At 60.7% G+C, this 14,997-nt stretch carries 12 protein-coding genes; 6 read left to right on the top strand and 6 right to left on the bottom strand.

What is annotated here, in order from left to right; translation table 11 throughout:
• The first annotated feature begins 3 nt into the window (after positions 1–3).
• The 5 genes from cysM to IB245_RS14675 all read left to right on the top strand — a co-directional run bounded on the left by cysM (position 4) and on the right by IB245_RS14675 (position 6,153).
• Positions 4–906 carry a cysteine synthase CysM gene (cysM, locus tag IB245_RS14695; protein WP_008029320.1) on the top strand — a complete coding sequence of 301 codons (903 nt, stop codon included), beginning with the start codon at positions 4–6 and terminating at the stop codon, positions 904–906.
• Positions 906–2,258 carry a 23S rRNA (uracil(1939)-C(5))-methyltransferase RlmD gene (gene rlmD, locus IB245_RS14690; protein ID WP_008029319.1) on the top strand — a complete coding sequence of 451 codons (1,353 nt, stop codon included), beginning with the start codon at positions 906–908 and terminating at the stop codon, positions 2,256–2,258. Before cysM ends, rlmD begins: the two co-directional genes overlap by 1 nt.
• A 122-nt stretch (positions 2,259–2,380) precedes the next feature.
• The gene (relA, locus tag IB245_RS14685; RefSeq protein WP_008029318.1) at positions 2,381–4,624 is read left to right on the top strand and encodes a GTP diphosphokinase; all 2,244 of its coding nucleotides are present in this window, start codon (positions 2,381–2,383) and stop codon (positions 4,622–4,624) included.
• Positions 4,625–4,748: 124 nt separating this feature from the next.
• Positions 4,749–5,582 (top strand): nucleoside triphosphate pyrophosphohydrolase, encoded by an 834-nt coding sequence (mazG, locus tag IB245_RS14680; RefSeq protein ID WP_032828758.1) that lies wholly within the window; start codon positions 4,749–4,751, stop codon positions 5,580–5,582.
• A gap of 28 nt (positions 5,583–5,610) precedes the next feature.
• A complete protein-coding gene (locus tag IB245_RS14675; protein ID WP_008041629.1) occupies positions 5,611–6,153 on the top strand; it encodes a DUF2058 domain-containing protein in 543 nt (180 codons plus the stop codon).
• A gap of 70 nt (positions 6,154–6,223) precedes the next feature.
• On the opposite strand, the gene IB245_RS14670 is transcribed toward IB245_RS14675, so the two are convergent.
• The 6 genes from IB245_RS14670 to IB245_RS14645 form a co-directional block, all read right to left on the bottom strand.
• Entirely contained in the window at positions 6,224–6,412 is a 189-nt protein-coding gene (locus tag IB245_RS14670) for a hypothetical protein (RefSeq protein WP_192227936.1), read from the bottom strand.
• Between the two features lie 380 nt (positions 6,413–6,792).
• Positions 6,793–8,013: a beta-ketoacyl-ACP synthase I gene (gene fabB / locus IB245_RS14665; protein WP_008029314.1), complete on the bottom strand. Its 1,221-nt coding sequence runs from the start codon at positions 8,011–8,013 to the stop codon at positions 6,793–6,795.
• 11 nt (positions 8,014–8,024) lie between these two features.
• Positions 8,025–8,540, bottom strand: a complete 516-nt coding sequence (gene fabA / locus IB245_RS14660; RefSeq protein WP_003179264.1) for a 3-hydroxyacyl-[acyl-carrier-protein] dehydratase FabA — start codon at positions 8,538–8,540, stop codon at positions 8,025–8,027.
• Positions 8,541–8,787: 247 nt separating this feature from the next.
• A complete protein-coding gene (locus IB245_RS14655) occupies positions 8,788–10,689 on the bottom strand; it encodes an ATP-binding protein (RefSeq protein WP_192227935.1) in 1,902 nt (633 codons plus the stop codon).
• On the bottom strand, positions 10,686–11,618 hold the full coding sequence (locus IB245_RS14650; protein WP_192227934.1) for an ABC transporter substrate-binding protein: 933 nt from the start codon (positions 11,616–11,618) through the stop codon (positions 10,686–10,688). The genes IB245_RS14655 and IB245_RS14650 overlap by 4 nt, the downstream gene beginning before the upstream one ends.
• Positions 11,619–13,742 (bottom strand): TonB-dependent receptor plug domain-containing protein, encoded by a 2,124-nt coding sequence (locus IB245_RS14645; RefSeq protein WP_192227933.1) that lies wholly within the window; start codon positions 13,740–13,742, stop codon positions 11,619–11,621.
• A 196-nt stretch (positions 13,743–13,938) separates the two neighbouring features.
• Between IB245_RS14645 and IB245_RS14640 the strand changes: the two genes are divergently transcribed.
• The gene (locus IB245_RS14640; protein WP_192227932.1) at positions 13,939–14,964 is read left to right on the top strand and encodes an NAD(P)H-dependent glycerol-3-phosphate dehydrogenase; all 1,026 of its coding nucleotides are present in this window, start codon (positions 13,939–13,941) and stop codon (positions 14,962–14,964) included.
• The last annotated feature ends 33 nt before the right edge of the window (positions 14,965–14,997 follow it).

Raw genomic sequence — 14,997 nt, 5'->3', positions numbered from 1 at the left:
GCCATGACCTTGCAGTACCCAACCATCGCCGATTGCGTCGGCAACACTCCGCTGGTCCGTTTGCAGCGCCTGCCCGGCGCCACCAGCAATACCCTTTTGCTCAAGCTCGAAGGGAACAACCCGGCGGGTTCGGTCAAGGACCGGCCGGCGCTGTCGATGATTACCCGCGCCGAGTTGCGTGGGCAGATCCACGTCGGCGATACACTGATCGAAGCGACCTCGGGCAACACCGGGATCGCCCTGGCCATGGCCGCCGCGATCAAGGGTTACAAGATGATCCTGATCATGCCGGACAACTCCAGCGCCGAGCGCAAAGCCGCGATGACGGCGTATGGCGCCGAGCTGATCCTGGTGACCCAGGAAGAAGGCATGGAAGGCGCACGCGACCTCGCTCAGCGAATGGAAGCCGAAGGCCGTGGCAAGGTGCTGGACCAGTTCGCCAACGGAGATAACCCGGAAGCGCACTACACCACCACCGGCCCGGAAATCTGGCGTCAGACCGAGGGCACCATCACCCATTTCGTCAGTTCGATGGGCACCACGGGCACCATCATGGGCGTGTCGCGCTACTTGAAAGAGCAGAACGACAACGTGCAGATCATCGGCCTGCAACCGATGGAAGGCTCGGCGATCCCGGGCATCCGTCGCTGGCCGCAGGAATACCTGCCGAAGATCTACCAGGCCGATCGCGTGGACCGCATCGTCGACATGGCGCAAAGCGAAGCCGAGGACGTGACCCGTCGTCTGGCTCGCGAAGAAGGCATCTTCTGCGGCGTGTCCTCGGGCGGTGCCGTGGCAGCGATGCTGCGCCTGTCCAAAGAAGTTGAAAACGCGGTGATCGTCGCGATCATCTGCGACCGTGGCGACCGTTACTTGTCGACCGGCATTTTCGACGCGCCCAACTGATGGCCAAGCACGAGAGAGGCCTGCGCTTCCAGCCCACCGGCGGCAGCAAGGCCCCGCAAATTCCGACCGGCAAAAAGCAGCGCCTGACTATAGAGCGCCTGGCGAATGACGGTCGCGGTATCGCGTTTTTCGAAGGTCGCACCTGGTTCGTCATCGGCGCATTGGCCGGTGAAGAGGTCGAGGCGCGCGTGTTGGGCGCCCACGGCAAAGTAGTCGAGGCGCGCACCGAGCGTGTGTTCCAGGCCAGCGAACTGCGTCGCCCGGCACCGTGTCCGCATGCCGGTCGCTGTGGCGGTTGCAGCGTGCAACATCTGCCGCACACCGAACAACTTGCCCTGAAACAGCGCATGCTCGCCGAGCAATTGTCGAAGGTCGCCGGTGTCGAGCCCGAAGAATGGGCCGCGCCGTTAAGCGGTCCGGAATTCGCTTACCGCCGTCGCGCCCGTGTAGCGGTGCGCTGGGACATGAAAGCGAAAAAGCTTGAAGTCGGTTTCCGCGCCGCTGGCAGTCAGGACATCGTTGCGATCAACGAATGCCCGGTGCTGGTACAGCCCTTGCAGCCGATCATGACCCGCTTGCCGGAAATGCTCCGCCGCTTGAGCAAGCCTCAGGCGCTGGGGCATGTGGAATTGTTCAGTGGTTCGTCGTTGGCGGTTTTGCTGCGGCACATGGCGCCGTTGTCCGAATCCGATCTGACGATCCTCAAGGATTTCTGCTCGTTTCATGAAGCTCAATTGTGGCTGCATGGAGAGGGCGAGCCACAACCGGTTCAAGCCGATCAGTCTTTGGGCTATCGCCTTGAACAGTGGGATTTGGACCTGGCGTACCGGCCGGGAGACTTCATTCAGGTCAACGCGGCGGTCAACGAAGCGATGGTTGCCCAGGCGCTGGACTGGTTGAAGCCGACAGCGGATGAGCGCGTTCTCGATCTATTCTGTGGGTTGGGTAACTTTGCCTTGCCGCTGGCCAAGGCGGTTCGCGAAGTGGTGGCAGTCGAAGGTGTGCAGGCGATGGTCGAGCGGGCAGCCGCGAACGCCGCTAGCAACAATCTTCATAATGCGAAGTTTTTTCAGGCCGATTTATCCCAGCCTTTGACCGATGCCGAATGGGCGCGCGAAGGCTTTTGTGCGGTACTCTTGGACCCACCCCGTGACGGTGCTTTCGAGGTGGTGCGCAAGCTCAAGTCGATGGGTGCCGAGCGGTTGGTGTATGTGTCATGCAATCCGGCAACGCTGGCGCGCGACACAGTGGAATTGATCAAGCAGGGCTACCGGTTAAAACGTGCCGGGATTCTCGATATGTTTCCTCAGACGGCGCATGTCGAAGCCATGGCGTTATTTGAAGCGAGTTAGGAAGGCTCGTCTGGTCCGACTGGCCCGCCCGTGCAGCCGCGTACCAGCCCGACGTGGGCTCATGGGCAGCGAAGGTCAGCGATTTGACGCATTGAATCTGCGTCGTAGGGAAGGTAAGCAAGATGGTACAGGTGAGAGCACACCAGCCGATCAACACCGACGGCAGTATCAATCTCGAGGCTTGGCTCGATCATGCGGTCAGTGTCGATCTGGCACTGGATCGCGAAGCCTTGAAAGAAGCCTGCGAGTACGCTCGCGAGGCAGAACAACAAGCCAATGCGGCGAAGAATTTGTGGTCCGAGGGAAACTCCAGTTTCCGCACCGGCCTTGAAATTGCCGAGATCCTCGCCGATCTCAAGCTCGATCAGGATTCGCTGGTCGCCGCGGTCCTGTACCGAGGCGTGCGCGAAGGCCAGATCCAGTTGCCGGCGGTCAGCCAGCGCTTTGGTCCCGTGGTGGCCAAACTCATCGACGGCGTGCAACGCATGGCGGCGATCAGCGACAGCCTGAGCCCGCGTAAATCCATGGTGATGGGCACTCAGGGTCAGGTGGAAAACCTGCGCAAGATGCTCGTGGCCATGGTCGACGACGTGCGTGTCGCGCTGATCAAACTGGCCGAACGCACCTGCGCGATCCGAGCGGTGAAAACCGCCGACGACGAGAAGCGCAACCGCGTCGCCCGGGAAGTCTTCGACATCTACGCGCCGCTCGCCCACCGTCTCGGCATCGGTCACATCAAGTGGGAACTGGAGGACTTGTCCTTCCGCTACCTCGAGCCCGATCAGTACAAGCAGATCGCCAAGTTGCTGCACGAGCGGCGCCTGGATCGCGAGCGTTTCATCGCCGATGTGATGAACCAGCTGAAAGTCGAATTGCAGGCCACCGGCGTCGATGCCGACATCAGCGGCCGGGCCAAACACATCTATTCGATCTGGCGCAAAATGCAACGCAAGGGTCTGGAGTTCAGCCAGATCTACGACGTTCGCGCCGTTCGCGTGCTGGTGCCGGAAATGCGCGATTGCTACACCGCGCTCGGCATCGTCCACACCTTGTGGCGGCACATCCCGAAAGAATTCGACGACTACATCGCCAACCCGAAAGAGAACGGCTACCGCTCGTTGCACACGGCGGTGATCGGGCCTGAGGGCAAGGTGCTGGAAGTGCAGATCCGCACCCATTCCATGCACGAAGAGGCCGAGCTGGGCGTTTGCGCGCACTGGCGCTACAAGGGCACCGACGTCAAGTCCGGCTCCAACCACTACGAAGAGAAAATCTCCTGGCTGCGTCAGGTGCTCGAGTGGCACGAAGAGTTGGGCGACATCGGCGGCCTGGCGGAACAGCTGCGGGTCGATATCGAGCCGGACCGGGTGTACATCTTCACCCCCGACGGTCACGCCATCGACTTGCCGAAAGGCGCGACGCCGCTGGACTTCGCTTACCGCGTGCACACCGAAATCGGTCACAACTGCCGTGGCGCGAAGATCAACGGGCGCATCGTACCGCTCAACTACAGCCTGCAAACCGGTGAGCAAGTCGAGATCATCACCAGCAAGCACGGCACCCCGAGCCGCGACTGGCTGAACCCGAACCTGGGTTACATCACCACCTCGCGGGCGCGGGCGAAGATCGTTCACTGGTTCAAATTGCAGGCGCGCGATCAGAACGTCGCGGCCGGTAAAACCCTGCTCGAACGCGAACTCAGTCGCCTTGGCTTGCCGGCGGTGGATTTCGACAAGCTGGCCGACAAGGCCAACATGAAGACTGCCGAGGACATGTTCGCCGCGTTGGGCGCAGGCGATTTGCGCCTGGCGCAACTGGTGAACCTCGCACAGCAACTGGTCGAGCCGGAACGCGGCAACGAGCAGCTGGAACTGATTCCGCGCAAGGCCACCGGCTACAAACCGGGCAAGCGCGGCGACATTCAGATCCAGGGCGTCGGCAACCTGATGACGCAAATGGCGGGCTGCTGCCAGCCGTTGCCGGGCGATGCCATCGTCGGTTACATCACCCAGGGCCGTGGCGTGAGCATTCACCGTCAGGACTGCGCCTCGGTGCTGCAACTGGCCGGGCGCGAGCCTGAGCGGATCATCCAGGTCAGCTGGGGGCCGGTGCCGGTGCTCACCTATCCGGTGGACATCATCATCCGTGCCTACGACCGTTCCGGTTTGCTGCGTGATGTCTCGCAAGTGTTGCTCAACGAGCGGATCAACGTGCTGGCGGTCAACACCCGCTCGAACAAAGAGGACAACACCGCGTTGATGTCCCTGACCATCGAGATTCCGGGGCTGGATGCGCTTGGGCGGTTGCTGGGGCGGATATCCCAGTTGCCGAACATCATCGAAACCCGGCGTAACCGTACGCCGTGAGAAACCTTCACGGAAATTGATGGTGATATCTGTAGGAGCGAGGCTTGCCCGCGAAAACGGTGTGTCAGACATGCAGCTTTCGCGGGCAAGCCTCGCTCCTACAGAGCGTAGAGATTAATAAAAGATGTATTCACTTGAAGATTTGCTGCACCTGATGAGCCGTCTGCGCGACCCGCAGTTCGGCTGCCCGTGGGACATCAAGCAAACCTACGCGACCATCGTCCCGCACACCCTTGAGGAAGCCTACGAAGTCGCCGATGCCATCGAGCGCGGTGACTTCGATCACTTGCAAGGCGAGCTGGGCGATTTGCTGTTCCAGGTGGTTTATTACAGCCAACTGGCCCGGGAAGAAGGGCGCTTCGAATTCGCCGGCGTCATCGACAGCATCACCCGCAAGTTGATCCGTCGTCATCCCCACGTGTTCCCCACCGGCGATCTGTACGCGCCGCTGGATGTTCCGCGTCTGAGTGAAGAGCAGGTCAAGCAGCGCTGGGAAGAAATCAAGGCTGAAGAGCGCGCCGAGAAATCTGCGGCGCCGCAACAACTGTCCTTGCTCGACGACGTGCCCGCCGCGTTGCCGGCGTTATCCCGTTCGGCCAAGTTGCAAAAGCGCGCAGGGCAGGTCGGTTTCGACTGGCCGGATGCGTTGCCGGTGCTGGATAAAGTCCGCGAAGAGCTCGATGAAGTGCTCGAAGCCATGGCCGACAACGACTCGGCAGCGATTGCCGATGAAGTCGGTGACCTGCTGTTTTCCGTGGTCAATCTGGCGCGTCATTTAAAGGTCGATCCGGAAACCGCCTTGCGCGGTGCCAACAGCAAATTCGAAAGACGCTTCCGTTTTATCGAACAGGCATTGCGCGACACCCACCGTCCCATAGAAGATTGCACCCTCGAAGAGTTGGACGCCTTGTGGGGCGAAGCCAAACGTCAGGAAAAGAATTTGCCCAGCTGCGGTTGAGCAGTGGCCTAAGTGAGAAATAAGCACCATGAGCATTTCCCTTCGCGACCAGTTGCTAAAGGCAGGGCTGGTCAACCAAAAGCAGGCCAAACAGGTCGGCAAAGAGAAGCAGAAGCAGCAGCGTCTGGTCCATAAAGGTCAGATCGAACAGGACGACACCCAGCAGCGTCTGGCGCAGGAAGCACTGGCCGAGAAGGTCAAGCGTGACCAGGAGCTGAACCGTCAGCAGCAAGAGAAAGCCGAGGCCAAGGCCCGTGCCGCGCAGGTCAAGCAATTGATCGAAGTCTCGCGCCTGCCGAAGCTGACCACCGAGGACTACTACAACTTCGTTGACGACAAGAAGGTCAAGCGCCTGTCGGTCAACGCGCTGATGCGCAACAAGCTCAGCAACGGCTCGCTGGCGATCGTGCACCATGCCGGCGGCTACGAAGTGATCCCGCGTGAGGCGGCCCTGAAGATCCAGGAACGCGATCCGCAGCGCATCGTGCAGCTGAACGTGCAGACCGAAGAAGCGGCGGCTGAAGACGATCCGTACGCGGCCTATCAGATTCCTGATGATCTGATGTGGTAAGCGGTTAACGACTGCTACAACGACAAACCCCGCTCATGGCGGGGTTTGTCGTTTTCAATGCTGTCGTTGCTTATGCGGATCGGAGCTCTCGTTGTTGCTCCAGTGTTTCCAGTTCGGCCTTGTAGCTGTGGGCGTCGGTTTCGGAGTGGAACATCCCAGCCAACATGCCTTGTTGGTGCACGTCCCAGATCCGGATGCCGGCGGCTACGCCCTCGTGGGATTTATGTGAATCGTCGCGTTCAGTTACTTTTACAGTCATCTGCTAGCTCCAATCTCTGTGATATCTGCAGCAAGGCGTGTGCAGGACTCAGTTATATGTTTGGTTAGCTTGCTAAGTAAATGATTGTGTTTGGTAACGCACTCTTGCCAATTCTGTAAAAGTGCTGCAGCCCGCGTAATACGCGACATTCGGTCGCAGGGCTTTGAGTTTCATGACAAAAGCTTCATGTTCGTCGTGAATATATCGCTGGTAGAACACGGCGCCTGTAGGAGCCAGGCTTGCCGGCGAAGGCGTCCTTGAGTGCGCCTTCGCCGGCAAGCCTGGCTCCTACAAAAAGCATTGCTGTGCACATTCTTTAGGCATAAAAAAACGCCCCGAACCAGTCGGGGCGTTTTTGTGTGCAGCGTAGCGGCGGGGAATTACTTACCCTGCCAGCGCTTCAGTACCAAAGTAGCGTTGGTACCACCGAAGCCGAAGCTGTTGCTCATCACGGTGTTGAAGGCGACGTCTTCGCGAGTCTTGGTCAGGATCGGCATGTCTGCCACCGCTGGGTCCAGCTCGTCGATGTTGGCGGAACCCGCCATGAAGTTGCCTTCCATCATCAGCAGGCAGTAGATCGCTTCGTGAACGCCAGCGGCGCCCAGGGAGTGACCGGACAGGCTCTTGGTAGAGCTGATGGCCGGAGCCTTGTCGCCGAATACCGCACGCACGCCTTCCATTTCCTTGGTGTCGCCGACCGGAGTCGAGGTACCGTGGGTGTTCAGGTAGTCGATAGGTGCGTCAACGGTGGACATGGCCATCTGCATGCAACGGATGGCGCCTTCACCGCTTGGGGCAACCATGTCGTAGCCGTCGGAGGTTGCGCCGTAGCCAACGATTTCCGCGTAGATTTTCGCGCCGCGAGCCAGAGCGTGTTCCAGCTCCTCGACCACCACCATGCCGCCACCGCCGGCGATGACGAAACCGTCACGCTTGGCGTCGTAGGCGCGGGAGGCCTTCTCCGGGGTTTCGTTGTACTGGGTGGACAGGGCGCCCATGGCGTCGAACAGGAACGACTGGCTCCAATGTTCTTCTTCACCGCCACCGGCAAATACGATGTCCTGCTTGCCCAACTGGATCTGCTCGACCGCAGTACCAATGCAGTGAGCACTGGTGGCGCAGGCGGAGGAGATCGAGTAGTTCACACCCTTGATCTGGAACGGTGTGGCCAGGCAGGCGGAAACGGTGCTGCCCATGGTCCGCGTCACACGGTATGGACCAACGCGCTTCACGCCTTTCTCGCGCAGGATGTCCAGCGCTTCCATCTGGTTCAGCGTGGAGGCGCCACCGGAACCGGCGATCAGGCCGGTACGCGGGTTGGAGACTTGCTCATCGGTCAGACCGGAGTCAGCGATGGCGTCTTTCATGGCCAGATAGGCGTAAGCCGCCGCGTGGCCGACGAAGCGATAGATCTTGCGATCGATCAGTTCTTCGAGGGGAAGGTCGATGGAGCCGGAAACCTGGCTACGCAGACCCATTTCGGCATATTCCGGGTTGAACCGGATGCCAGGGCGGCTTGCACGCAGGTTAGCGGAGACGGTCTCTTTGTCATTGCCCAGGCACGAAACGATGCCCAGACCAGTGATAACGACGCGGCGCATGCGGATAACCCTTAGAAGTTGTCAGTGGAGGTGAAAACGCCGACCCGAAGGCCTTCGGCGGTGTAGATCTCGCGACCGTCGACAGTCACCGAACCATCGGCGATGGCCAGGTTCAGTTTGCCTTTGAGGACGCGCTTGATATGAATGTTATAGGTCACTTTCTTCGCGGTCGGCAGAACCTGACCAAAGAACTTCACTTCGCCCGAACCCAGGGCGCGGCCACGGCCCGGCAGGCCTTGCCAGCCGAGGAAGAAACCGACCAGTTGCCACATGGCGTCGAGGCCCAGGCAGCCTGGCATCACCGGGTCACCTTCGAAGTGACAGGCGAAAAACCACAGATCCGGAGTGATATCCAGCTCGGCGACCAATTCACCTTTGCCGTACTTGCCGCCTTCTTCGCTGATCAGGGTGATGCGATCCACCATCAGCATGTTCGGGGCGGGCAGTTGCGCGTTACCTGGGCCGAACAGCTCACCGCGACTGCAGCGCAGCAGGTCTTCCCGAGTAAAGGCGTTTTGTTTGGTCATGCGAGCTCCTCAATAGTCCCATGCGGCAGGTGGGGCAAATCTTCCCGACCGATCGAAGCGTTCATGCCTCGAATCGGCAGCCTACTCATAGACTATTGCGTTGTGGTGAAAGTCACAGCACCAAGGACATGAATGTACACTTGTGCACTGAAATTATTATTCAAGCCCCTTTTCGGGCCTGTTCGGGTGCCTAAGACTGCCGCACTTTCGCCTTTCACGCCAGTCGCAGATGGTCGAAAGGCCTGCACTACTGCACCCATCGTTGCAGAATCTGCTGCAGATCAGTGCGTTTGAAGGGCTTGGCCAGGTAATCGTTCATTCCCGCCGATAAACAGGCTTCGCGGTCGCCCTGCAAGGCGTTGGCGGTCAGCGCGATGATCGGCAGGTCAGTGCAGCCGGGTAATTGGCGGATCTGGCGGGTGGCCTCGTAGCCGTCAATGATCGGCAGTCGGCAGTCCATCAGAATCGCTTCGAAAATCAGACTTTCGGCACTTCGCACCGCTTGAGCGCCATCGGTGGCGACGCTGACAGTAAAGCCCAGACTGCGCAACATTGCTTCGATAACGGTCTGGTTGACCGGGTTGTCCTCGACCAACAGCACATTGCGTCCTTCACCGTCACCGCTGCCGGTCGGTGTACGCGGTGTCAATACCGGCAGCTTCTGTTTATACAGCGCCAGCGGGATTTCCAGGGTGAACACCGAGCCGCGACCTTCCTCGCTCTGGGCGCGCAAGGTTCCGCCCATGCGTTCTGCCAGGGTGCGAGCAATCGGCAGCCCCAGCCCGGTGCCGCCGTAACGCCTTGAAATAGAACTGTCGGCCTGCTGGAACGCGTTGAACATCAATTCCAGGCTTTCGGCCGAGATACCAATCCCGCTGTCGCGCACGGTGCAGGTGAACCACAACAACTCGTGATCCAGCGACTGCCACTGCGGCTCGATGCTGACGCGTCCCTTTTCGGTGAACTTCAGCGCGTTGCCCACCAGGTTCACCAGGATTTGCCGAATCCGCGTCGGGTCGCCCTGCACCTGCAAGTCACGCATGTCCTCGGGAATCAGCAACGCCAGGTCGAGCCCGCGCTGCATCGCGCTGTGCGAGAACGACTGGGCGCAACTGCCGATCAGGTCCGCGAGGTTGAACGGGATGTGCTCCAGTTCCAGCTCCGAACGTTCAATGCGCGAGAAGTCGAGAATGTCGTTGATGACTTTGAGCAAGTGTTCGGTGGACTCCGAGGCCAGCGCCGCGTACTCGACCTGCTCCGCGGTCATGTCGGTGGTTTCCAGCAGTTGCAGCATGCCGAGCACGCCATTCATCGGTGTGCGCAATTCATGGCTCATCATCGCCAGGAAGTCCGATTTGGCGTTGTTGGCTTTTTCCGCCTCTTCGCGCGTCTGGATCAACTGCGCCATGGCCTGATGCTGTTCGCGGCTGGCCTGTTCCAGACCGCTGGCGAGGTTGTTGATGTGCTGCGACAGCGCGCCAAGTTCGGTGTCGTCGACAATCGGCAATGGCGTTTTGTAGTCGCCGCTCTGGATCGCCTTGACCGCGTTGCCGATGTCGCGGATCGGCTGCGACAGGCTGCCGGCCAGGCGCCGGGCAATCAGGAAAGTGAACAGCAGGGCGAACAGCGCGAGGACACCGGCCTTGAAGAGGATTTCCTGTTGGCGCTTGCTGAAGGCGTCATTCGACAGACCGACGATCACCCGCCCCAGATAATCCTCGGCGGGGGCGGCGCCAGTGACTTTGCCGCCCTGGAAGAAATCATTGTGCAGTGCGATGCGTTGCAAGCGCACCGGCGCCTGGAACACTTCGACCTGTTGCGAGCGGGTGTAGGTTTCCGAGGGGTGCTCGACGTATACCAGAATCCGGTTGGCGCTGTCCTGGACTTCCAGAAAGCGCACATTGGGCGTGGCCAGGGTGGCCTTGAGCAAACTTTCAAGCACTTCGTTGTTGCCGGAAATCACCCCGTACTCGGCGGCCGGCGCCAGTTGGTTGGCGATCAGTTGGCCGGTGTGATTGAGCTCCTGACGCAGGTCCTGGATCCGCACGAAGGTGAAGAAACTGATCAGCAGCAAGGTCAGCAGCAGGGCAGGGCCGAGGCTGATGATCTGGGTTCGCGTGTTGATGTCCCAACGACGACGGAAAGTCATGGGCGGCGTTCTCCTTCGGCCAGCTGTGTTGCGACCAACGCTTCATTAATCTGTTCAATGCCTAACGAACGAGCCACTTGTGGGTTACTCAATACTTTGAAGCGATTGGCGTAGTGCGTGCGCGGCCACGTGGCCGGTGGCCGGTCGAGCAGATCGTCGAGAATCGCCAGCCAGTCGCTCTGGTCGCTGTAGGTGCTGGTCAGGCTTCCGGCCTTGACGAACCCGGCGTTGGGGCCGATCAGTGCGGTTTGCCGTGTGTAGCTGCTGAGCAGCAGGTTTTTCGCGGTTTTGGGGTTGTACAGGTCGGGATCGTCGAGGCCCAGCAGCACGTCACTGTTTTTCAGCAGCGTCTGCAACGGTCGGCTGTCATGGGTATTGTCCCAGCGCTCGGTGACGATTTCGAAACCCAGGGGCTTGGCGATCTCGCGCAGTTCGCCCAGGAGAAATTCGCTGTGGCTGTCGTAAAGCACCCCGACCCGTTTGACCTGAGGCAACAGGATTCGGGTCAGGCGTAATTGCCGATCCAGCGGTGGATCGCTCCACAACAGGCTCAAATGCGCCGGCACAGTTGCCCCCAGGCGTTGGCGGGCTTGCAGGCGGCTGATGCGCAGCACCAGCGTCGCCGGGCCTCGGGCGTCTTGCAGGCGCCAGTCGAGGCTCGGCAGATCCAGCAGGATCAACCGGGTGCCGGCGGGCAATTTGTCCGGTGTCGGCAGATTGGCCAGTGGCTGAAAGCGAACGTTGTCAGCCGGGCGCAGGTCGCTCAGGGCCTTGGCGAAAGACTGCATGCCCGCGCTGTCGTCGGCGCCGGCCAGCAGAATCTCGGCAGCGTTGACCGAAAGGCTACCCAGCCACCCGGCAAACACCAGGCACAACCCGGCCAGCAGGCGGCCAGGGTTTGGCATCATCCGTGATAGAGAGCGCAACATTTAGAACGCCAGCTCCGCGCTGAAGTAGAGCACTCGCCGCTCGTCATAGCGGTTGTCGATGAACGTCGTGGGTTGATTGTCCAGGCGCTGTTGGAGGACGCCGGCCAGTTCCAGGCTGGCCTTGCCTAGGCCAACGCGCTTGGCGATGCGCGTGTCGACCCGTTCAAAGCGATAGCCGTTGAGCGCGTCGTCACCATAGTAGAAGAGCGCGCTGTTCCAGCCGTGGCCCCAATCGCGCAGCCAACCGGCGGAGCCGCTGTTGCGCGCGGTCTGTTGCGCATCCAGCGGGTTGCTCGCCTCGGCATCGACGTAGGCGTAGGTCAGGCGCAAGCGATCGGCACTGCTCAGGCGCCAGTCGAGCTGGGTTTCCGTACCGGTGAAGCGCGAGCTGTTGGCGTTGCTGGCGATGTACTGATTGTTGCGTAGCGGCTCGCTGATCATGCCAGTGATTTCGTCGTGAAACACCTTCACGTCCACCGCCAGCCTCCACTCGGCGAAGTAACCGTTGTAGCCCAGTTCCCGCGAGCGCATGTGTTCCTGGTCGAGATTGCCGGGACCGCGGGTCTTGACGAAATAGCGGGCGCTGTTCTGGCCGTAGGCAGCGGGTTGCAGGTTGGTCACCCGGTAACTCCAGTTGACGTTGTTCTCGAACATGTCCGGCGAGCGGATGGCTTCCGAATACACCGCACGCAAGCCGTGGCGCGGATTGATCAGATAGTTGACCGCCACGCGCGGCGTCAGCGAGCTGCCGATCAATTGCGTGTCTTCGAACATTGCACCGCCCTGTAACAGCCAGTGTTCGCTGGCGCGCCACTCGAGCTGGCCGAACGCGCGCCATGTCGTGTCGTCGAGCGTGCCATTGAAGTAGGTCTCGGAATCTGCCCGGTCGTAACGATAGTTCAGGCCGCTGACCAGTCGCAGACTGTCGGACAGGCTGAGGGTGTCTTGCAGTTCGAGGTCGTAGCGCGTCTCGCGGGTGCTCTGGTCGATGTCGCCGCACAAGGTTTGGCGGGCGCCGTTGCGCCACTGGTCCAGCACTTTACTGGCCAAGGCTTTTTCTGTCGGCGTGCCGGACGGTGCGCCGAGGCCGACGTAACGCTCGATATTGCGCGCCAGGCGCTCGGTGTAATTCGGATTGAGCTGCCAGAGCTCGGTCAGTTCAGGGCTGAACGAAACCTCGGCGTCGCAGGCGCGCCAGGTCTGCTGGCGATCCCAGTGCTGGGCCGAGCCCTGGATATAAAGGCTGTGATCAGGATTAACATCGAGGTTCCAGCGCAGGGAACCGGCATAGTCCTTGGCCACAACGTCGGAATTGTTCCCGGCGGCGGTAATCCCCGAAAACACCGGGCGGTAGGTATAAGGCCGCTGGTTGCTGCCGTCCTTGGCATTCAATTGCCAATCGAGGCTTTGCTGTTCGTTGAGCGCCTGGCTGACGGCGAGGTTGAAGCGGTTCAAGCGGCGGCTGTCGCGGTAATCGGCGCCGCGGCGGTCCGAGTCAAAGCCGTCGTCCTGCTGGCCGGACAGCGACAGGCGCATGTCACCACCGTCCCAACCCACGCCCTGACTGGCGTAAAAGTCATCGATGCCGCGCTGGCCACGGGTGACTTTGACCCGCGTACCATGGCTGTCGGCCGGGTTGCGGGTGATGATGTTGACCACTGCCATCAACGCATTGGCGCCATAGCTGACCGTGTTCGGGCCGCGGAAAACCTCGATGCGCTCGATGTCTTCCATGGCCACCGGAATGTCGCTCCAGTCGACCGTGGCCAGGCCGGCGCGGTATACCGAGCGCCCGTCGATCAGCACCTGCATGCGCCGCGCTTCGCTGGCGTTGGTGCCGTGATAGTTCACCGCCGCCTGATTGCCGCTGATGTTGCCGACCATCATCCCCGGCACCAGCCGCAGCAATTCACTGATGTCACGGGCGCCACTGGCGTTGATCAGTTCGCTGTCGATCACCGTCATGCTTCCCGGAACCGCCGCCGGCGACTGTTTAAGACGCGTAGCCGTCAGCACTTGCGGCACCGGCTCGTTGTCGAGAAACAGGTCGTCGGCCAGCAATGGCGGGCTGAATATCAGCGCCAGGACCAGCGGAGAGCGAGGTGCAGCGGGGCCAAACGACACAACACATCCTTGATAGCGATTAATGGGCGCGCATGTTAACCGAGCGGGTCGACTTTTTCAGTCACGATGTCGGCATTTTCCTCGGATTTATCCGTCTTCTTTCTACAAGTGCCGGTAATTGACGCGGGGGCTGGCCGCCACTGGGCCGCTCCGTATAATGCCGACATCGCCATTGGTATGGATTAACGGATTGCATATGACTGAACAGCGCCCAATTGCGGTCCTGGGAGGCGGAAGTTTTGGTACCGCCGTGGCTAATCTGCTGGCCGAGAACGGGCATCAGGTCCGGCAGTGGATGCGTGACCCCGAGCAGGCCGAGGCCATTCGGGTCAATCGCGAGAATCCGCGTTACCTCAAGGGCATCAAGATTCTGCCGGGAGTGGAAGCGGTCACCGACCTGCAAGCCACGCTGGACGCCTGCGATCTGTGTTTTGTCGCGCTGCCTTCCAGCGCGCTGCGCGCGGTGCTGGTTCCGCACGCCGAACGCTTGAGCGGCAAGTTGCTGGTGAGCCTGACCAAAGGCATCGAAGCCCACACCTTTAAACTGATGAGCGAGATCCTCGAAGAAATCGCCCCGCAAGCGCGCATCGGCGTGCTGTCCGGCCCGAACCTGGCCCGTGAAATCGCCGAGCACGCGCTGACCGCCACGGTAGTCGCCAGCGAAGACGAAGAACTCTGCCAACGGGTCCAGGAAGCGCTGCACGGGCGCACCTTTCGTGTGTACGCCAGCGCCGACCGTTTCGGCGTGGAGTTGGGCGGGGCGCTGAAAAACGTCTACGCGATCATCGCCGGCATGGCGGTGGCGCTGGGCATGGGCGAAAACACCAAGAGCATGCTGATCACCCGGGCGCTGGCGGAAATGACCCGCTTTGCGGTGAATCAGGGCGCCAACCCCATGACGTTCCTGGGACTGGCCGGGGTAGGCGACTTGATCGTCACCTGTTCGTCGCCGAAAAGCCGTAACTACCAGGTTGGCTTCGCCCTCGGCCAGGGCTTGAGCCTGGAAGACGCGGTGACACGCCTGGGCGAAGTCGCCGAAGGCGTGAACACCCTGAAAGTGCTCAAGGCCAAGGCTCAGGAAGTCGGCGTCTACATGCCGCTGGTCGCCGGGCTGCACGCGATCCTGTTCGAAGGGCGCACGCTGAATCAGGTCATTGAACTGCTGATGCGTGGCGAACCGAAAACCGACGTCGACTTTATTTCCACCAGTGGTTTTAACTGATCACGCTCCTCATAAGGAGCAGGAGAGCGAGAC

Source organism: Pseudomonas sp. PDM02 (assembly GCF_014852285.1).
Taxonomy (GTDB): Bacteria; Pseudomonadota; Gammaproteobacteria; order Pseudomonadales; family Pseudomonadaceae; genus Aquipseudomonas; species Aquipseudomonas migulae.
The sequence above is the reverse complement of the archived record's forward strand: the minus strand, read 5'-3'. Positions and strand labels throughout refer to the sequence as shown.